Annotated in this window: 18 protein-coding genes; 16 read left to right on the forward strand and 2 right to left on the reverse strand. The window is 42.4% G+C overall.

Going from position 1 to position 18,792, the window contains the following annotated elements; all coding sequences use genetic code 11:
• Window positions 1–2: 2 nt before the first annotated feature.
• The 16 genes from fliR (at window position 3) to PSPO_RS04800 (ending at window position 15,908) form a co-directional block, all read left to right on the forward strand.
• A complete protein-coding gene (gene fliR / locus PSPO_RS04725; RefSeq protein ID WP_010560574.1) occupies window positions 3–782 on the forward strand; it encodes a flagellar biosynthetic protein FliR in 780 nt (259 codons plus the stop codon).
• Window positions 783–791: 9 nt separating this feature from the next.
• Window positions 792–1,922: a flagellar biosynthesis protein FlhB gene (gene flhB / locus PSPO_RS04730; protein WP_010560573.1), complete on the forward strand. Its 1,131-nt coding sequence runs from the start codon at window positions 792–794 to the stop codon at window positions 1,920–1,922.
• Window positions 1,923–2,003: 81 nt separating this feature from the next.
• Window positions 2,004–4,112 carry a flagellar biosynthesis protein FlhA gene (flhA, locus tag PSPO_RS04735; protein WP_010560572.1) on the forward strand — a complete coding sequence of 703 codons (2,109 nt, stop codon included), beginning with the start codon at window positions 2,004–2,006 and terminating at the stop codon, window positions 4,110–4,112.
• A gap of 21 nt (window positions 4,113–4,133) precedes the next feature.
• A complete protein-coding gene (gene flhF / locus PSPO_RS04740; RefSeq protein WP_010560571.1) occupies window positions 4,134–5,516 on the forward strand; it encodes a flagellar biosynthesis GTPase FlhF in 1,383 nt (460 codons plus the stop codon).
• Window positions 5,509–6,366 carry a MinD/ParA family ATP-binding protein gene (locus tag PSPO_RS04745; protein ID WP_010560570.1) on the forward strand — a complete coding sequence of 286 codons (858 nt, stop codon included), beginning with the start codon at window positions 5,509–5,511 and terminating at the stop codon, window positions 6,364–6,366. The genes flhF and PSPO_RS04745 overlap by 8 nt, the downstream gene beginning before the upstream one ends.
• A gap of 8 nt (window positions 6,367–6,374) precedes the next feature.
• A complete protein-coding gene (locus PSPO_RS04750) occupies window positions 6,375–7,091 on the forward strand; it encodes an RNA polymerase sigma factor FliA (RefSeq protein WP_010560569.1) in 717 nt (238 codons plus the stop codon).
• 50 nt (window positions 7,092–7,141) lie between these two features.
• The gene (gene cheY, locus PSPO_RS04755) at window positions 7,142–7,525 is read left to right on the forward strand and encodes a chemotaxis response regulator CheY (protein ID WP_010560568.1); all 384 of its coding nucleotides are present in this window, start codon (window positions 7,142–7,144) and stop codon (window positions 7,523–7,525) included.
• 16 nt (window positions 7,526–7,541) lie between these two features.
• Window positions 7,542–8,315: a protein phosphatase CheZ gene (locus PSPO_RS04760; RefSeq protein ID WP_010560567.1), complete on the forward strand. Its 774-nt coding sequence runs from the start codon at window positions 7,542–7,544 to the stop codon at window positions 8,313–8,315.
• A 14-nt stretch (window positions 8,316–8,329) separates the two neighbouring features.
• Window positions 8,330–10,543 carry a chemotaxis protein CheA gene (locus PSPO_RS04765; RefSeq protein WP_010560566.1) on the forward strand — a complete coding sequence of 738 codons (2,214 nt, stop codon included), beginning with the start codon at window positions 8,330–8,332 and terminating at the stop codon, window positions 10,541–10,543.
• A gap of 11 nt (window positions 10,544–10,554) precedes the next feature.
• Window positions 10,555–11,709, forward strand: coding sequence for a protein-glutamate methylesterase/protein-glutamine glutaminase (locus tag PSPO_RS04770; protein ID WP_010560565.1), 1,155 nt, complete (start codon window positions 10,555–10,557; stop codon window positions 11,707–11,709).
• Window positions 11,702–12,469: a flagellar motor protein gene (locus tag PSPO_RS04775; protein WP_010560564.1), complete on the forward strand. Its 768-nt coding sequence runs from the start codon at window positions 11,702–11,704 to the stop codon at window positions 12,467–12,469. Before PSPO_RS04770 ends, PSPO_RS04775 begins: the two co-directional genes overlap by 8 nt.
• 6 nt (window positions 12,470–12,475) lie before the next feature.
• Window positions 12,476–13,444, forward strand: a complete 969-nt coding sequence (locus PSPO_RS04780) for a flagellar motor protein MotB (protein WP_010560563.1) — start codon at window positions 12,476–12,478, stop codon at window positions 13,442–13,444.
• Window positions 13,445–13,452: 8 nt separating this feature from the next.
• Window positions 13,453–14,229, forward strand: a complete 777-nt coding sequence (locus tag PSPO_RS04785; protein ID WP_010560562.1) for a ParA family protein — start codon at window positions 13,453–13,455, stop codon at window positions 14,227–14,229.
• Window positions 14,222–14,953, forward strand: a complete 732-nt coding sequence (locus PSPO_RS04790) for a chemotaxis protein CheW (protein WP_010560561.1) — start codon at window positions 14,222–14,224, stop codon at window positions 14,951–14,953. The genes PSPO_RS04785 and PSPO_RS04790 overlap by 8 nt, the downstream gene beginning before the upstream one ends.
• Before the next feature lie 59 nt (window positions 14,954–15,012).
• Window positions 15,013–15,507 (forward strand): chemotaxis protein CheW, encoded by a 495-nt coding sequence (locus PSPO_RS04795; RefSeq protein WP_010560560.1) that lies wholly within the window; start codon window positions 15,013–15,015, stop codon window positions 15,505–15,507.
• Window positions 15,507–15,908 (forward strand): DUF2802 domain-containing protein, encoded by a 402-nt coding sequence (locus tag PSPO_RS04800; RefSeq protein WP_010560559.1) that lies wholly within the window; start codon window positions 15,507–15,509, stop codon window positions 15,906–15,908. Before PSPO_RS04795 ends, PSPO_RS04800 begins: the two co-directional genes overlap by 1 nt.
• 342 nt (window positions 15,909–16,250) lie before the next feature.
• On the opposite strand, the gene PSPO_RS04805 is transcribed toward PSPO_RS04800, so the two are convergent.
• Together PSPO_RS04805 and PSPO_RS04810 are read right to left on the reverse strand one after the other, a co-directional pair.
• Window positions 16,251–16,550 (reverse strand): EscU/YscU/HrcU family type III secretion system export apparatus switch protein, encoded by a 300-nt coding sequence (locus tag PSPO_RS04805; protein WP_010560558.1) that lies wholly within the window; start codon window positions 16,548–16,550, stop codon window positions 16,251–16,253.
• 1 nt (window position 16,551) lies between these two features.
• A complete protein-coding gene (locus PSPO_RS04810; RefSeq protein ID WP_010560557.1) occupies window positions 16,552–18,741 on the reverse strand; it encodes a hypothetical protein in 2,190 nt (729 codons plus the stop codon).
• Window positions 18,742–18,792 lie beyond the last annotated feature (51 nt).

Below are 18,792 nucleotides of genomic sequence, written 5' to 3' on the forward strand. Positions count from 1 at the left end.
TTATGGAAATTTTATTTTCGCAATTAGTACAATACCTTTCGGATTTTTTGTTACCGTTATCACGCATTGCGGCAATGTTTATGGTGATGGTAGGTATTGGTGTGAAAACTGTTCCGACGCGCGTAAAAGTTGGGTTATCGGTACTGGTGACCTTGCTAGTAATGCCGATTTTACCACCTAGTCAATTTAACGAGCTATTCAGCTTTCAAATGGTCATTGTGGTGCTGCAGCAGATCTTGATTGGTGTTGCCATGGGGTTTGCGTCAGTAATGATGCTTAATACCTTTATTCTTGCAGGTCAAATACTTGCAATGCAAACAGGCCTTGGTTTTGCTTCAATTGTTGACCCTGCAAATGGGCAAAGTGTGCCTGCGGTCGGTCAGTTTTATTTAATTCTTGCAACCTTACTATTTTGGGTTTTTGACGGTCATCTAATGATGATTCAAATGCTGATACATAGCTTTACTGCGTTACCGATTGATGGCACCTGGTGGCCTGTTGCAAACTTTCAAAAACTGGCGTTATGGGGCAGTTGGATGTTTGTGACAGCCTTAGTGTTATCGCTAGCGCCGTTAACTGCCATGCTAGTTATTAACTTCTCATTTGGTGTGATGACTCGTGCTGCGCCGCAACTTAATATTTTTACTATAGGTTTCCCGTTTACATTGCTTGCAGGCCTTGTAATTATTTGGGCGACAATGACTAACTTTACTGCGCAATTTGAATTTCAATGGCTAAAAATGGTTGAATTAATGTGCGATCTTGTTGGTTGTCAGGTGTAAGGAACGGATATGGCTGAAGGCTCAGATCAAGAACGCACCGAAGAACCCACCCCCAAAAAGCTGCAAGATGCAGCGAAAAAAGGACAGGTGGCGCGCTCAAAAGAAACGGGCACAACCTTTGTTTTGATTGCTGCTGCCGTGAGCTTTTTACTGTTTGGTAAAGACATCGCTGTAGGCTTATATAATGTGATGGGGCGTTTGCTTTCGCTGAATCGTAATGAAGTCTATGACACAACCAAGATGTTCTCGGTGTGGGGCGAAGTTGCAAGTGAACTTTGGTATGGCATGACAATGTTTGTGTTGTGCTTATTGGTTGCAGGTGTAATTGGCAATACATTTTTAGGTGGTTTTAATTTTAGTTGGCAAGCAGCTGCACCTAAAGTGAGTAAAATGTCACCTCTCAAAGGCTTTGCCCGCATGTTCGGTAAACAAGCGGGCATTGAATTAGTTAAAGCATTATTAAAGTTTGGCCTGATTGCAACGGTTGCTGTTTACTTAATCAAAGGCTATTTCCCCGAAATTCTTACCCTGAGCTTAGAGGCTGTGCCTGGTAATATTGAACACGCATTGTGGATCTTGGCGTGGATGTTTTTTGCCCTGGCGATGACGCTAATCGTTATAGCGTCAATTGATGCACCATTTCAAAAGTGGAATCATAACGAACAGCTAAAAATGACCTTGCAAGAGGTTAAAGATGAATACAAAAACAGCGAAGGTGATCCTCAAATCAAAGCCCGTATTCGTCGTACCCAGCGAGAAATGTCGCAGCGCAGAATGATGCAAGATGTGCCAGATGCCGATGTGGTAGTTACAAACCCAACTCACTACGCTGTTGCACTTAAATATGATACCGCTAAAGCCGGCGCTCCTATGGTTATTGCTATCGGTGGTGACCAAATAGCGCTGCAAATTAGAAAAATAGCAGATCGCTTTGACGTACCGATTGTCGAATCGCCCGCATTGGCACGTTCATTGTTCCACACCGGTGAAGTGGGTCAGCAAATTCCGGAGCAGTTGTTCGTTGCGGTGGCACAAGTACTTGCTTATGTTTTCCAATTAAAACAGTTTAATAAAGGGCGTGGTAAACGCCCAGAAAAACTCGCTAAAGAGCTACCAATACCTGAAGATTTCAAATACTAAACAGTAAGTTATCGCTACTTTTCTTGTTGGAACGGTATTTGCTTTAGCTATACCAGTGTCAATATATTGAATAGCTGCTGTATGGACTTCAAGGCCACATTAAATCAACTAAACGCAAATAAATCGGATTACCTGAAAGGTATAGGTACACCTATTCTTGTGCTTGCTGCGCTCGGTATGGTTGTGTTGCCAATGCCTGCGTTTTTACTCGATATACTGTTCTCTTTTAACATAGCGTTATCGCTGGTCGTTCTACTTATTACCTTGTATACCTTGAAGCCTCTCGATTTCGGTATTTTCCCAACCGTTTTGCTAATAGCCACTATCTTACGCCTTGCGCTGAATGTAGCCAGTACCCGAGTCGTGTTGCTTGAAGGTCATGAAGGTGGCGATGCAGCGGGTAAGGTAATTGAAGCATTTGGCTCAGTTGTGATCGGCGGTAACTATGCTGTTGGTTTAGTTGTATTTTTGATTCTAATTATTATTAACTTTGTGGTAATTACCAAAGGTGCAGGCCGTATTTCAGAAGTGTCTGCACGTTTCACCTTAGATGCAATGCCAGGTAAACAAATGGCGATTGATGCAGACTTAAATGCAGGCTTTATTACCGCGGAACAAGCGCGAGAGCGCCGCACCGAAGTAACTCGTGAAGCAGACTTCTACGGCTCAATGGATGGTGCCAGTAAGTTTGTAAAAGGGGATGCTATTGCCGGTATTATCATTCTTGTTATCAATATTATTGGTGGTTTATTTATTGGCATGATCCAGCATGATTTACCGTTTAGTCGTGCAATGGAAGTATATACGCTACTTACGATAGGTGATGGCCTTGTTGCTCAATTACCTTCGCTACTTTTATCTATCGGTACCGCGATTGTGGTAACGCGTCAAAATGAATCGCAAAACATGGGCGAGCAATTTCACGCCCAATTAGGCAATGATAAAGCCCTTTATATTGCAGCAGGTATTTTGATTGTAATGGGGTTAGTGCCAGGCATGCCGAAAGTTGCGTTCTTGGGGTTAGGCTTTTTAATTGGCGGTGTGGCTTATGTGAATCAGCGCATTAAAACGAAAAAAGCAGAAGAAGAATCGAAACAGGTTGCAAAAGGCGGTTCACCCGGCCAAGAGCAAGCGCAAATTGAGCAAAAAGAGTTGGGTTGGGATGATGTACAGCAAGTGGATGTAATTGGCCTAGAGGTTGGTTACCGTTTAATTCCACTTGTCGACCAAGCACAAGGTGGTGAATTACTGAGCCGCATTAAAGGGGTGCGTAAAAAGTTATCTCAAGAGCTTGGCTTTTTAGTACCGCCGGTTCATATTCGAGACAATTTAGAGCTAGATCCGAACGAATACCGCATCACATTAATGGGGGTTTCTAGTGGTAACGGTGAATTAAAACACAATAACGAATTGGCGATTAACCCAGGCCAAGTATTTGGTGAAGTAAAAGGGGTTGCGACCAAAGACCCTGCATTTGGCTTAGATGCTGTGTGGATCGCACCAGAACAAAAAGATGAAGCACAATCACTTGGTTATACCGTGGTTGATGCTGCAACTGTGGTTGCAACACATATTTCTCAGTTATTACACAATAACGCAGCCTTGTTATTGGGTCATGAAGAAGTACAAAACTTACTTGATATGCTAGCCAAGTCGCATCCGCGTTTAATTGAAGGCTTAGTACCTGATATTTTACCGCTCACTACAATTGTAAAAGTACTGCAAAACTTACTTAATGAAGGTGTGCCAATTCGCGATATGCGTTCGATTGTTCAAACCCTCGTTGAGTACGGCCCTCGTAGCCAAGACCCAGACGTACTAACGGCTGCAGTTAGAATCTCACTGCGTCGATTAATCGTTCAAGACGTTGCTGGCAATGCACCAGAAATCCCTGTCATAACATTGGCGCCTGAGTTGGAACAGATGTTGCATCAGTCCCTTCAAAGTGCAGGTGACGAAGGTGCTGGCATTGAGCCAGGGCTCGCAGAAAGACTACAAAATTCTCTCGGCGATGCACATCAAAACCAGGAAATGGCGGGTGAACCTTCAATACTGTTGACATCAGGTATGTTGCGCAGCGTGTTATCGCGATTTGTGAAACACAGCCTACCGGGTTTGCGCGTGATGTCATATCAGGAAGTACCTGAAGAAAAGCAGATCAAAATTGTTTGCTCAGTCGGTCAACAGTGATAAGTAGAGACGAGGTGTCACATGAAAATTAAACGTTTTTTTGCTAAAGATATGCGCAGCGCGTTGAATGAAGTAAAGCATGAGCTAGGTCCTGATGCAGTTATCATGTCAAATAAGCGCATGGCTGATGGTGTTGAAATTGTGGCAGCTGTTGATTATGAAAAGTCAGTGCAAGCTGCACCTGCAGCGCCTAAGTTAAGCGAAGAAAAGCCTCGTTTTAGTAATAATTTTGTTAAGCCAAAACCACAAACAGCGACCCCTGAAAAACAAGCAGCGGTAGCAGATAGTTTATCGGCATTACTTGAGCGCCAAGCGAAAAAATCACCTCAATTTGATAAAGCACCTGAGCCAAAGCAGCCTCGTAATTGGTTTGATGACGATGATTCACTCACATCGACACAGCAAGATGCCCTTGATAGCTTTGCTAAGCCAAAGCAACAAAGCAGTTATGGCAACCAAGCTCAGTCGCTTGATGAAATGCAAGCAATGCGTGATGAAATGGCATCGATCAGACAGTTACTTGAGCACCAACTTTCTGGCTTAATGAATGAAGATATGGCGCGCCGTGACCCAACTCGTGCTCTTTTACTCGACCGTTTGAAAGGTATGGGTATCAGTGAAGCAGTAGCGGACCAGCTTGCGTGTTTTATTCCAGATGACGTTGCACCGCGTCAAGCGTGGCAAGAAACACTTAATATGCTGAGCAAACAGCTATACACTGCAAATAATGAGATTTTGCGTCGTGGTGGCGTATATGCGCTAGTTGGTCCTACTGGTGTAGGTAAAACTACCACAGTTGCAAAGCTAGCTGCACTTGGCGCACAAAAATTTGGCGCCAACAATATCGCACTAATCACAACAGATACTTATCGTATTGGCGCATATGAGCAATTATCGACTTATGGTCGTATTATTGGCTGCCCAGTAAAGCAAGTTAAAAATGCAGAAGAACTCACTGAAATTCTTTATCATTTAAGAAATAAGCGTCTAGTATTAATTGATACAGCAGGAATGAGCCAACGAGATATACGTTTGACTGAACAACTCAACACCTTAATGCGCAATAGCCGAGTAGATATTCGCAGTTACCTTGTGTTAAGTTCAACAGCACAGCTTGAAGTACAGCAAGAGGCGATTAAACAGTTCAAACAGGTACAGTTAAGTGGTTGTATCTTCACAAAACTTGATGAATGTCTAAGTTTAGGTGAAATTATCAGTGTAGCCATTCAAAATCGTCTGCCAATAGGCTATCTTACCAATGGGCAGCGTGTACCAGAGGACATTCGTGTGGCAAATGCGGAAAAATTGGTCAGCAAAGCTCAGCAGTTGTATGCAAAACGAACAAACGCGCAAGCAAGACGTGCATCAAGCATGGCGCATCAAGCAGTAGGAATGTATGATTAACCCAGAATTAGATCAAGCTAGTGGCCTGCGGAAAATGAAAAACAACAACAAGGCTGTAAAAGTAATTGCGGTAACTGGAGGTAAAGGGGGAGTTGGTAAAACCAATGTCTCTCTAAACATGGCAATCGCCATGGCTCAGCAAGGCCAAAAAGTACTGGTACTCGATGCCGATTTGGGTTTAGCAAACTGTGATGTAATGCTGGGTTTGCGTGTAGAGCGTAATCTTTCTCACGTGCTTTCAGGTGAATGTGACCTCGAAGATATCTTAGTTGAAGGGCCGTATGGTATGAAAATTGTACCTGCGACATCTGGCTCTCAAAATATGGTGGAATTAACACCATCTGAACACGCTGGCCTTATTCGCGCTTTTGGCGAATTAGACTCACACTATGATGTATTAGTCGTTGACACTGCGGCCGGTATTTCAGATATGGTGCTTAGTTTTTCTCGCGCTTCACAAGATGTGCTTGTTGTTGTGTGTGATGAACCAACATCAATAACCGATGCTTACGCACTGATTAAAGTGTTAAGCCGTGAGCACGGTGTGTACAAATTTAAAATAGTTGCGAACATGGTACGCAGCTTAAAAGAAGGCCAAGAGCTTTTCGCAAAATTATCAAAAGTAACCGACCGCTTTTTAGATGTATCGCTTGAGCTAGTCGCAACAGTTCCATTTGATGAAAATATTCGAAAAGCGATTCGTAAACAAAAAACCATTGTTGACGTATTTCCAAAATCGCCTGCAGCAATTGCGTTCAAAGCACTTGCAACTAAAGCGGCGAGCTGGCCAATTCCAAATCAGCCGTCAGGACACCTAGAGTTTTTCATTGAGAAACTGGTTAGTAATTAGGAACGCCTATGAAAAGAACCGCTGCCTATGCTAATCAAAATCAATTATCGCAACTTGTCGAACAGCATACGCCGTTGGTTAAACGCATTGCCTACCATATTTTAGCGCGTCTGCCGGCGAGCGTTATTGTCGAAGACCTCATTCAGGCAGGCATGATAGGATTAATCGAGGCTGCTAAGAACTTTGATGGCAGTAAAGGTGCGAGCTTTGAAACCTATGCGGGTATTCGTATTCGCGGTGCAATAATTGATGAAACGCGTAAAGGAGATTGGGTACCTCGCTCAGTACATAAAAACGCCCGTGAAGTCGCCGCGGTCATCAATCAGCTAGAATCATCACTCGGACGTGAACCAAAAGACAGTGAAGTAGCTGAAAAACTTGATATTACGTTAGATGAGTACCATCATATTCTAAGGGATATAAGCAATGGTAAAATTATCGGCATTGAAGATCTCGGTGTTGATGAAGATGTCATCGACGCAGGGCTCGGCAATAAAGAACAAAATCCATTAGTTGATATTCAACAGGATAAATTTAATAAAGCGTTAGTAGAGGCAATACAAACTTTGCCAGAAAGAGAAGCGTTAGTGCTGTCACTTTACTACAATGATGAAATGAATTTAAAAGAAATTGGGCTAATTCTTGAAGTGAGTGAATCAAGAGTGAGCCAAATACATAGTCAGGCCATGGTGCGCCTTAAAGCAAAAGTCCATGACTGGATATAGAATAAAAGTAGTAAGTAAACAATTAGGTGCATACCTCACTGGAGGATATTTTGGATAAAAACATGAAAATTCTTGTAGTTGACGACTTTTCAACGATGAGAAGAATCATTAAAAACCTGTTAAGAGATCTTGGTTTCACAAACGTGCAAGAAGCAGACGACGGTAGCACTGCGCTACCAATGCTGCAAAACCAAGAGTTTGACTTTGTAGTTACGGATTGGAATATGCCAGGTATGCAAGGTATAGATTTGCTGCGCGCGATTCGCGCGGATGACAGTCTAAAACACATACCGGTACTAATGGTAACTGCCGAAGCCAAAAAAGAGCAGATCATTGCTGCAGCGCAAGCAGGTGTAAACGGTTATATCGTTAAACCATTTACAGCAGCAACGCTTAAAACAAAGCTTGATAAAGTTTTTGAGCGTTTAGGCTAACGGGAAGGAGAGGTTTATGTCAGCAAGTGCTGCGCCTCAAATTACCTTAGAACAAGCTAAGCAGCTAGTTGCGTTTCTTGAAAACGATGAGCAACAACAAGCGCAAGAGCTGCTAAAGCAAGTTACGGCAATTGAGCAAGATGAATTATTTGGTGAGGTAGGCAAACTAACTCGTCAACTGCATGATTCATTGAAAAATTTTCAACTTGATACCACTTTATCGGCGCTAACAACTGAGTCTATCCCTGACGCAAAAGAACGTCTCAATTATGTTATGGAAATGACAGAGCAAGCTGCGAATACAACGATGGACGCCGTTGAAGCATCGCTGCCTATTGCCGATAACTTGCAAACAGGTCTCAACAATATTAAGCCCAAATGGGACAAATTAATGTCGCGAGATCTTAAAGTTGGTGAGTTTAAAGTGTTATGTCATGAGCTAAACGGCTTTATGGACGAAGCAAAAACAAATTCTGATAAATTAAATGCATTAATGACAGAAGTGCTCATGGCCCAGGGTTACCAGGACCTCACAGGTCAAGTTATTCGACGCGTAATCGAGCTTGTCCGAGAAGTCGAGGATAGCCTGATTCATATGTTAACTGTGTTTGGCACACCTGTAGAACATGATGAATCGCCTGAAACGACAATACAACAAGAACAACAAATGGTTGCTGATGGTGAATTAGACCAAGTAGCTGAAGGTCCAATTATAAATGCTGAATCACGTGAAGATGTGGTTTCAGGTCAAGATGAAGTAGACGATCTGCTGTCTAGTTTGGGCTTCTAATCGGAGAAAAATGCATGAGCTTTGATGTCGATGAAGATATTTTACAAGACTTTTTAGTCGAAGCCGGTGAAATCTTAGAGTTGCTCTCAGAACAGTTAGTTGAACTGGAAAATAATCCAGAAGATGCTGATTTACTGAATGCGATATTTAGAGGGTTTCATACCGTAAAAGGGGGCGCTGGCTTCTTGTCTATGACAGAGCTAGTCGATGCATGTCACGGCGCAGAAAATATTTTCGATGTTTTACGACAAGGCCAACGCAGGGTTACTCCTGAATTAATGGATGTGATTTTACAGGCACTTGATACCATCAATGAAATGTTTGCTCACATTCAAAATCGCGCTCAGCCCGATCCTGCTGACCCGCAGCTACTGGCAGAACTACATAGACTTAGTCAGCCTGAAAGCGCAGATGAAGCACCGGTAGCCGAAGCGCCAGCAGAAGAAATTGTCGAACCAGAAGCAGTCGAAGAAGACCCGTTTGTTGATATTTTATTTGATGCTGATGCGCCAAGTGATGAAGCACAATCTTCTGGCGATAGCGTTGACGATATCACAGAAGAAGAATTTGAAAGCTTATTAGATGAGTTACACGGCTCTGGTAATGGCCCAGCCTCTAATGCAGCGCCAGAAGCGAGTGAAAGTAGCGACTCTGATGAAATCACTGATGATGAATTTGAAAGCTTACTCGACGAATTACATGGCGCTGGTTCATTCGGTGGCGCGTCTGAGACAAGTGCGCCAGAAAGCGCAGCTCCTGCGGCTTCATCGGGTGACGATGAAGACATTACCGAAGATGAATTCGAAGCCTTACTTGATGAACTTCATGGCAAGGGCAGTGCGCCAAGCACTGCTGAAAAATCATTTAATACTGAGGCGGTAGCGGCAAAACCGGCAACGCCAACACCACCTCCTGCGGCTAAGCCAACGCCGGCGAAACCACAAGCTTCAGCACCAAAACCAGTAGCTGATAAGCCTGCTGCGCCAAGTGCAGCCAAACCAGCTGCAGCGCCAAGTAAAGCACCAGCTAAACCGGCAGCGCCACCGGCTGAAACGACAGTGCGTGTTGACACCAAACGCCTTGACCAAATCATGAATATGGTCGGTGAACTGGTATTGGTTCGAAATCGACTTGTCAGCTTAGGTGCTAACGTTAGTAATGAAAGTATGGGTAAAGCCATTTCTAACTTAGATGTGGTGACCGCAGACTTACAAGGCGCGGTAATGAAAACCCGGATGCAGCCAATCAAAAAAGTATTTGGCCGTTTCCCTCGCGTTGTACGTGACTTAGCGCGCAGCTTGAAAAAAGAAATTAATTTACAGCTAGTTGGTGAAGAAACAGATTTAGATAAAAACCTTGTTGAGGCACTTGCAGATCCACTAGTTCACCTTGTACGTAACTCGGTGGATCATGGTATTGAAATGCCAGACGATCGTGAAGCTGCAGGTAAACCACGCACCGGTACGGTGACGCTGTCAGCATCTCAAGAAGGTGATCATATCTTGCTTACCATTGAAGATGATGGTGCGGGTATGGACGCAGAAAAGCTGAAAAGTATAGCGATTGGTAAAGGTGTAATAGATGCCGATCAGGCAGCTCGACTGTCAAACAACGAAGCGTATAACTTAATCTTTGCGCCAGGTTTCTCTACCAAAGAAGAGATTTCTGATATTTCTGGTCGTGGCGTGGGTATGGATGTGGTTAAAACCAAAATTACCCAATTAAACGGTACAGTGAATATTGAATCAGAAAAAGGTAAAGGCACAGTACTTGAAATTAAAGTACCACTGACGCTCGCTATTCTACCTACCTTAATGGTCGTAGTTGGTCAGCAAACGTTTGCATTGCCACTTGCGGGTGTAAGCGAGATATTCCACTTAGATCTTACTAAAACAAATCTAGTTGATGGGCAGCTAACGATTATCGTCCGTGATAAAGCGATTCCGTTGTTCTATCTAGAAAAATGGTTGTTACGGAATCCTCGCAGCGAACAAAAGCGTTCGCAGGGGCATGTTGTTATTGTGCAATTAGGTACGCAACAAATGGGCTTTGTGGTTGATTCCTTAATTGGTCAGGAAGAAGTGGTAATCAAGCCATTAGATGCTTTATTGCAAGGTACGCCGGGTATGGCGGGTGCAACAATTACGTCAGATGGTGGCATTGCACTAATTTTAGATGTACCAAGCTTGTTAAAGCACTACGCAGGCCAAGGTCGCAATAAAAAGTAAGAGAGCACTTAATGACAATTAGGGTTTTAGTAGTAGATGATTCAAGCTTTTTTCGCCGTCGTGTGAGTGAAATCTTGAGTCAAGATCCCAATATTGAAGTGATTGGCACAGCTAACAATGGTAAAGAGGCGGTTGAAAAAGCTGCCGAATTACGACCATCGGTTATCACAATGGATATTGAGATGCCTGTGCTTGACGGTATTAGCGCTGTAAAGCAAATAATGCAGCAAACGCCGACACCAATATTAATGTTCTCTTCGTTAACGCATGATGGAGCAAGTGCAACGCTTGATGCACTTGATGCCGGCGCGTTAGACTTTTTACCTAAAAAGTTTGAAGATATTGCTCGCGACAAAGAAGAAGCAACGAAAGTACTTCAACAAAAAGTTAAAGAAATAGGCCGTCGCCGAGTAGGTGGTTTTAGACCACAGCGTGCAACATTAAATCAAGCGCCAACGGCAAGAACAACACCTGAACGCAGCACTAGCCCAACGTTACGTCAACCTGATAGAACTTTTGCTGCTCGCTCCACACCGGTTGATTCGCGTGCGGCAACTAAAAGCGAAAGACCAAAAGCATCTGGTAAACAATATAAGTTAATGGCAATTGGTACTTCTACAGGTGGTCCGGTTGCGCTGCAAAAAGTGCTTACGCAGTTACCAGCCAACTTTCCTCATCCAATTTTGTTGATTCAACATATGCCAGGTGCATTTACACCGGCATTTGCACAGCGATTGGATTCACTTTGTCGAATCAAAGTTAAAGAAGCAGAAAACGGCGACTTGCTCAGACCAGGCGTTGCATATTTAGCACCTGGTGGTAAGCAAATGCTAGTTGAAGGTCGTAGCGGCAATCAAAAGCTAAAAATCTATGAAGATGATAGCGCTCGTGTCACTTACAAACCAAGCGTTGATATCACTTTTGCTAGTGCAGCAAAAAGTTACGGTGATTCTGTGTTGGCAATTGTACTTACCGGTATGGGAGCTGATGGCCGAGATGGTGCACGCATGCTAAAACAGGCGGGCTCTAAAATTTGGGCACAAGATGAAGCCTCTTGCGTTGTATACGGTATGCCACAAGCGGTTGCAAGTGCTGGTTTAAGCGAGAAAAGCATCGCATTGGATGACGTTGCTAAACATATCAACACGGAAATAGGTTGTGGATAAACTAGCCGTTTTTGGTGCGATTATAGCGTTTGTAGCAATTGGCTTAGGGTATACCATTGAAGGTGGTGTGCTGGCGAATTTGTTTGATTTGTCAGCATTCATAATTGTGTTTGGCGGTACGCTTGGCGCGGTAATGTTGCAGGCAACTAAATACCAGTTTACCACAGCCATTAAAATGCTGCCTTGGGTGATAACGCCACCTAAGCATGATTTTGCAAAAGGCATTGAGCAAGTAAAAAACTGGGCGGCAAAAGTACGTCATGACGGCTATTTGTCGTTAGAAAACCTTGCTATTGATGAAAAAGATAACTTTGTATCAAAAGGCCTAAATTTGCTTGTTGACGGCAGTGACGAGCAGCAGTTCTTTGACACCATGGAAAACGAAATTTTGCAACGTCGCAATGCACTTAACGAGTCAAGCCAAGTGTATCATGCCATGGGGGGCTATAGTCCAACTCTCGGTATTCTCGGCGCCGTACTCGGTCTTATTCAAGCAATGAACTTTATTCAACAACCCGATATGTTAGGTGCGGGTATTGCCACTGCGTTTGTTGCTACTATTTACGGTGTTGGCTTTGCCAATCTTCTTTATATTCCAATTGCCAATAAGTTGGCTTATTTAGTGGATGAACATTGCCGTTATCATCAAATGTTAGCTGAGGGGATGTTTTGCATTCTTCAAGGTGATACGCCTAATGCCATTGAACAAAAGCTTTCGGCGTACTTAATCGAAAAAAATAATAAGTCGTTGTTTAGGTAGTCGTGTATGCCACGCTTTAAGCCTTTTAAGCAAACCGAACAAAACGATAACACACATCGCTGGCTAGTTTCTTATGCCGATTACATGACATTAATGTTTGCGTTATTTGTTGTGATGTACGCGATGGCCATTATCGAAGAAGAAAAATTTTCAGTGTTGTCAGACACAATTTCTCATGTGTTTAAAACAACAGACCAATTTAGCAAAGGTACGGGAAAAGGCGTATCTGGTGAAGGCATTCTTACGAGCAACGAACCAAAAGTTGATTCGCAACTGCACGGCATTAGTATTGTAAATGAAGAAAAAGGGCCAGAACTTGTCGATGGACGAGGAGAGCTGAGTAATTTACAGCAAAAGTATTTAGGCCAGCCGCTCGATGCGCTTGAAGAAGACCTAAAAAAAGCGATATCTGATGAAATTGAAGCGGGGCAAGCGCAGTTAGAAAAGGACATGAATTGGCTTACCATAGAGCTGAGTTCAAGCTTGTTGTTTGCCAGCGGTAGCGCGGTTGCCACTGAACGTGCAAGAACTGTTTTACGTTCATTACTGCCAATTTTAAATGCTAACCGAAACTACTTAAGAGTGCGTGGTTACACTGATAATCAGCCGATAAATAATGAAGTATTTCGTTCTAATTGGCATTTATCGGTAGCCCGTGCGACCGAAGTGCTGGTATGGCTTGAGTATCTCGGCATAATCCCTGCAAGAATGGCTATTGAAGGGTATGGTGAGTACTCGCCGTTTAGCGATAATAATGATGAACAAGGGCGTCAGCAAAATCGCAAGGTGGTGATCGCAATTTCAAAATATGCATTGCCAGAAACCGATGGAACTGAGATAACAGCTAACGCAAAACAAACCACTGAGCAAGCGGTGGAGAAGTTAAAGCAGGATGCAGAAAAAGACGATTCACTTAAAGTAATCGAATTACCAAATGGTGGTATTCGCATAACAACCCGAGAACAAGAACAATAGGTATTCGCTTGAAAATTTGGACGGTAGCAAATCAAAAAGGCGGTGTGGGTAAAACCACAACCACAGTCACCTTGGGAGGCTTATTAGCGTCTCGTGGTAAACGTGTGTTGCTGATTGATACCGATCCACACGCGTCATTGACTTATTATTTTGGTATTGACTCTGAAGAGCTAGAAGTGAGTGTGTTTGATATTTTCTCACGTGGTAAAACCATGGCTCGTGAAGAAATTTTGCAATCTCTGTGCCCGTCAGGGGTAGAAAATTTAGATATCTTGCCAGCTACTATGGCAATTGCCACACTAGATAGAAGTCTCGGTAAAAAAAGTGGTATGGGTCTTATTTTGCGCAATGCACTCGATAAAATTAGTGACGAATACGATGTTGCGATTTTGGATTGCCCACCAGTACTTGGTGTATTAATGGTTAACGCACTCGCTGCATGCAACCGCGTATTAATTCCAGTGCAAACCGAGTTTTTAGCACTAAAGGGCCTAGACCGTATGATGCGCACTATGGAACTAATGCAAAGTTCACAAAATAAATCGTATAACTATACGATTGTCCCTACTATGTACGATAAGCGCACTAAAGCGTCACTTGAAGCATATAAAAAATTACGTGCCACTTATGGCGAAAAAGTATGGCCGGGCGTCGTTCCGGTCGATACTAAATTACGAGATGCAAGTTTAGCCATGCAGGCACCACACAAATATTGTCCTAAATCACGCGGGGTATTTGCTTATACTTCTTTGCTAGAACACATTGAAGAGGCAGTGAATGACTAAGCAACTTTTTGCAAATGAAAAGGTAATGAAGCAGTATCTAGATGCCTTATTGCAAGAAGATATTGCGCGCGACTCAGTCGCTAACCCAGTTGAAAATTTATTAAGTGACGTTGAAGTTAAAGCTGCCGAGCATCAGCAGGCTACAACTGAAAAGGTAATAGCAAAGCCAGTTGTAAAAGAGCTTGTAATTGCACCGGAAGTTAAGGTAGAGGTGGTTGAAGCGGTTGAAGTTGCTTTACCGCCAGCACGCACGCAAGATGCCACATATGATGATGACGAATTTCAGGCGCTTTACTTTGAAGTTGCAGGATTAACGCTTGCTGTACCGCTTAAGGCATTAGGTGGAATCTACCAATTAGGTGAAGTAAATCAAATATTTGGCAAGCCAGATTGGTTTAAAGGGGTGATGCTTCATCGTGAACAAAAGCTCAACGTAGTTGATTCTGCGCGTTGGGTAATGCCAGAAAAATATAACAAAAAGTTAGAAGAAGCGCTAAACTATCAGTATCTTATAATGTTAGGTGAATCTAACTGGGGGCTGTTAGCTGAGCGTTTAATTGATAATGTCAGTTTATCGCATCAAGATATTAAATGGCGTGATAAAGGTGGTCGTAGACCATGGCTAGCGGGATTAATTAAAGAGAAAATGTGTGCTTTAATTAATGTATCAGCAATGACTGAATTATTAGATCAAGGTTTAGATAGCCAAGACGATGACGCATAGCGCTAAGTCGTTTAGTTAGTAGCAGTTAATACATATCCACATTGGATAGGAGCTTAAAAATGAGTGAAGAAAGAGTTCTTTCGTCAAATGCAACCGACGTAAATGATGAAGTATTGCAATGGGTTACGTTTCACTTAGGTGAAGAAACGTACGGTATTAATGTAATGCAAGTGCAAGAAGTGTTGCGTTACAGTGAAATTGCTCCTGTACCAGGCGCTCCGGGTTATGTGCTAGGTATTATTAACCTACGTGGTAACGTGGTTACAGTAATTGATACACGTACTCGCTTTGGTTTACAAAGTGCAGAGGTTACCGACAACTCGCGTATTGTGATTATTGAAGCTGAAAAGCAAGTGATTGGTATTTTGGTTGATAGCGTTGCAGAAGTAGTTTACTTACGCACATCTGAAATCGATAGCGCACCAAATATCGGCACTGAAGAAAGTGCTAAGTTTATCCAAGGTGTTTCTAATCGCGATGGCGAATTACTGATTTTAGTCGATCTAAATAAACTTCTAAGTGATGAAGAGTGGGATGAGCTAAGTAATTTCTAATGATTTGGCAAATTATCTCTATTCTTGCGCTTTGTGTTGCGGTTTGTGCCTGTGTTGTTGCGTTTCGCGCGCTTTCGCGTTTAAAGCAGGTGCAAATTGTTAACTCACAAAGTGAATCGCAGTTAACCAAACAGCAAACAATTAATAAAAACGAAATAGAAGAGATCCGCTCGGGCCTACTTAAAATTGGTAAGCATGTGATGGAACTTCAATCTGAAACGCAAGAGCTAAAACAAAAACAACAAGATATTCAGTTGGCTGATCCTGAGTCTAAAATTTACTCACGCGCAGTGAAAATGATTGAGCTTGGGGCTGATATTGAAGAAGTGATGCGAGAGTGTGAATTGCCTCGCGCAGAAGCTGAGTTGTTATTTACGCTTCACCAAAAAGAAGGTGAGTAATTACTACTTTCTAACCTAGGGCGGCTGCTCTAGGTTACCTTTCCATTGCGCCTCAAACTGCATTAAATAACCGATTAACGCTAGGCTTCGATATAGAACTAAATTCACAACGGTTCAATTAGCTTTAGCGTTTACCTCTGTATATTGATGTACTTATGCATACACAAGTGCAAATAATCCCAATTCTGTTAAGCATGAGATCAGGGATAGCGCAGGATAAATGAAATGATAACACGGCGGAATTTTTCCTATGTAGTTGTTGTGCATTGATAAATTCTAACGCAGTTAGCGTGATATTTAGTCCGCTAGAATGAACAGCTACATAAGTAAATTGGTATAAGCTTACACCTTTACATCTAATTTATTGTGCAGTGCTAACCAGCCCGGTGGGAATTTTCCTTGCAGTACATATGAAAATGCGATGAGTTCAGCAATAACATAATAAAGCTCTTCTGGAATTTCTTGCCCCACTTCGAGGTTTGCTAAGCTGTTTGCTAGCGCTTCGTCTTGATGAAGTAAAATATCATTGTCTTTCGCATACTGAATTATGTATTCGGCTAATTCACCAAACCCTTTACTGCTTACTTCTGGTGCGCCTTGGCCATCATATATTAAGCCGATTGCTGATTTTTGCGTTGTCATATCACACCTTAATGTTAACTATGCCGGAGCGTGTTGACAGTGATTGTTGTTCTGATACATGAAATTCGCTTTGTGTTACTTCAATACCGTGTTGCGTCAGTTTTTGTTGTAATAAAGGCGCTTGGGTTTTTGCTTTTTCAATCAATCGCGTATGGGATGAGTTAAAACTGAGAGATAACTGCTTTTTAATAAGCTCTGCACCAATATTTAGAATTGAATTTTCTACTTCAAACGCTAAATTAATACGCCATACAGATACCAATTCGCCGTTTTTCGTTTTTCGTTTTTCTTCTTCAATTGAAATAGGTGCTGTGGCTAGTTTTTCATTTTGTTGCATGGGTATTGAAAACTGCATATTGACTTGTGGTTGTTCGGTACTGCTCGTTTGTTGTGATGTGCTGCTGGCATTTCCTTGCAACCCTTTTTGTAGCGCGCTAAGGCTGTCTGTCATATTTTTTTGTAGTAATGCTGGCAGCGCTAACTGGCCTTTTAGGGATTTACTGTCTTTTTTATTTGTTAGCCCTTTCGACAGTCCAAGTAAAATGGGTAGTAAATTTTCAAGTTTGCCTTGCAGCTCATGATTGAGCGTTGCTTGTTGTAAAACGCCGTTGCTTGCAAGAGAAATTTTGGCGTGTTCCATCGCGCCAAAAGGCGTTTGCAATGTATCAGTTTGGGTATTTTGCAGTGGTGCTACTACCGATTTCAATTGCAGCACAGTTTGTGGCACCGCTGTGCCTTCGCTGATTATTCGTGTAAACGCTTGATTTACTAATCGGGCTAATGGTTCAGGCAATTTTGGTTCTGACGCAAGTTTACTAATTTGCTGGGTCAAAATGCTGAGTGGATTTTGTTTTGCTGTAGCCTCTAGTTTGGCAGTAAGCTCGCTATGATTCGATTTAATATTAATTGCACTTTGATTGGGCGCAACAATTGGAACTTGTAGACTCGCGCTTGGTTTAAGCGAGGGAGTGGTGACAAGAGGGCGAGCGTAAATCGGTGCTTTTTGAACTGGCGCTTTGCTTTGAATAGGCGATGTAGGAAGTTTTTCAGTGCCGCTTTTTATCTCAAATTTAGCTAAGGTAACATCTGCTTTTGCATTTTGGTTTGTTGTAGTCACTTGTATGTTGATACTGCCTTGTGCGGCATGTTTAATCGTGACTTCTCGTCCTGATAATAGCGAGCGGATACTTGCCATAATGGGTTCAAGTAGCGGTTTAGCGACACTTGCTTTTAACGATGTAAGTTGATTAATAACGGGTAGCTGATGGCTTTGTGGCTTAGGTGCAGCAATAAAGTCTTGCGCCTTTAGCTGTTTAGTATCTGATTGAACTAATTTAATTGTCATTTCAAGTTTTGGCACCGTTAGCACCGCCTTATTACCTAAATTTTTTAGATTCGGCTTGAGTATCTGATTTGATACAAGATGATTTTCTAACGGCAATTGAACGGCATTTTGGTTAATTTTAATCGTTGGGGCTTTCGCGGTATCAAGTTGTAGCGGTGCATTTTGCAGCTTAATCAAATCAATTACTTTTTTCATCGACAAAGGTTGGGTTAGCACCGGTTGGCTGTGTTTGTCGAGTTTTACGCTAAAGCTAAATTTCTCTTGTTTAGTCGCTATTTCAATTATTGCGGGTTGATTGTGCTTAACTAAACTGACTAAGTTTTTTGGTAAATCACTGGTGATTGAGGCTTTTTGCGATTCAACCGCAAGTAAATTGGGTTGATTGACAATGTGAGCTGGTAATTTGAGCGTAGGCTGTGCACTGATATCGTTTGTGGCGAGTTTAAGAAGCTGAAAAACCACGTTGTTTGGTAACTTAATTTCATGCTTTGGCAGAGAGACTAACAAGTCAGTTAGCGAGGTGCTTAATGTTACCTGTGCCTTATCTGTCTGTAACTGTATTGTTTGATTAGGAATAATTAGCTCAATAAGCTTTGGTGTTAGTTGAGGTAAATTAAACGACAGCTTATTTTTACTAATATCAACATTGCTAATATTGAGTGTTTCGTTTAGCAGTGCAGTGAGCAATTTTTGACTTGTTTTTGTGGGTAAATTCAACTGCTGCATTAACTGTTGCAATTGTTTTACTTGGTCTTGCTGTGTGGGGCTTAATTGCGATAACGCGCTTTGCTCTGTATCAACAGTGGCGCTACTAACAACATTTAGCAAAGATTGAATATCGGTCATCTGTTTTAAATCAAGCTATTGCCAATTTCTCTTATCGAGGAGATTACGTTT

This window comes from Pseudoalteromonas spongiae UST010723-006 (genome assembly GCF_000238255.3).
Classification (GTDB): domain Bacteria; phylum Pseudomonadota; class Gammaproteobacteria; order Enterobacterales; family Alteromonadaceae; genus Pseudoalteromonas; species Pseudoalteromonas spongiae.

Bases quoted from the DNA above. Each gene is read 5' to 3' on its own strand.
- PSPO_RS04760 (WP_010560567.1), top strand. From the start codon at position 7,542: ATGTCAGCAAGTGCTGCGCCTCAAATTACCTTAGAACAAGCTAAGCAG.
- PSPO_RS04745 (WP_010560570.1), top strand. From the start codon at position 5,509: ATGATTAACCCAGAATTAGATCAAGCTAGTGGCCTGCGGAAAATGAAA.
- PSPO_RS04770 (WP_010560565.1), top strand. From the start codon at position 10,555: ATGACAATTAGGGTTTTAGTAGTAGATGATTCAAGCTTTTTTCGCCGT.
- PSPO_RS04790 (WP_010560561.1), top strand. From the start codon at position 14,222: ATGACTAAGCAACTTTTTGCAAATGAAAAGGTAATGAAGCAGTATCTA.
- PSPO_RS04795 (WP_010560560.1), top strand. From the start codon at position 15,013: ATGAGTGAAGAAAGAGTTCTTTCGTCAAATGCAACCGACGTAAATGAT.
- flhB (WP_010560573.1), top strand. From the start codon at position 792: ATGGCTGAAGGCTCAGATCAAGAACGCACCGAAGAACCCACCCCCAAA.
- PSPO_RS04750 (WP_010560569.1), top strand. From the start codon at position 6,375: ATGAAAAGAACCGCTGCCTATGCTAATCAAAATCAATTATCGCAACTT.
- PSPO_RS04780 (WP_010560563.1), top strand. From the start codon at position 12,476: ATGCCACGCTTTAAGCCTTTTAAGCAAACCGAACAAAACGATAACACA.
- flhF (WP_010560571.1), top strand. From the start codon at position 4,134: ATGAAAATTAAACGTTTTTTTGCTAAAGATATGCGCAGCGCGTTGAAT.
- PSPO_RS04800 (WP_010560559.1), top strand. From the start codon at position 15,507: ATGATTTGGCAAATTATCTCTATTCTTGCGCTTTGTGTTGCGGTTTGT.
- PSPO_RS04805 (WP_010560558.1), bottom strand. From the start codon at position 16,550: ATGACAACGCAAAAATCAGCAATCGGCTTAATATATGATGGCCAAGGC.
- PSPO_RS04765 (WP_010560566.1), top strand. From the start codon at position 8,330: ATGAGCTTTGATGTCGATGAAGATATTTTACAAGACTTTTTAGTCGAA.
- PSPO_RS04810 (WP_010560557.1), bottom strand. From the start codon at position 18,741: ATGACCGATATTCAATCTTTGCTAAATGTTGTTAGTAGCGCCACTGTT.
- flhA (WP_010560572.1), top strand. From the start codon at position 2,004: ATGGACTTCAAGGCCACATTAAATCAACTAAACGCAAATAAATCGGAT.
- fliR (WP_010560574.1), top strand. From the start codon at position 3: ATGGAAATTTTATTTTCGCAATTAGTACAATACCTTTCGGATTTTTTG.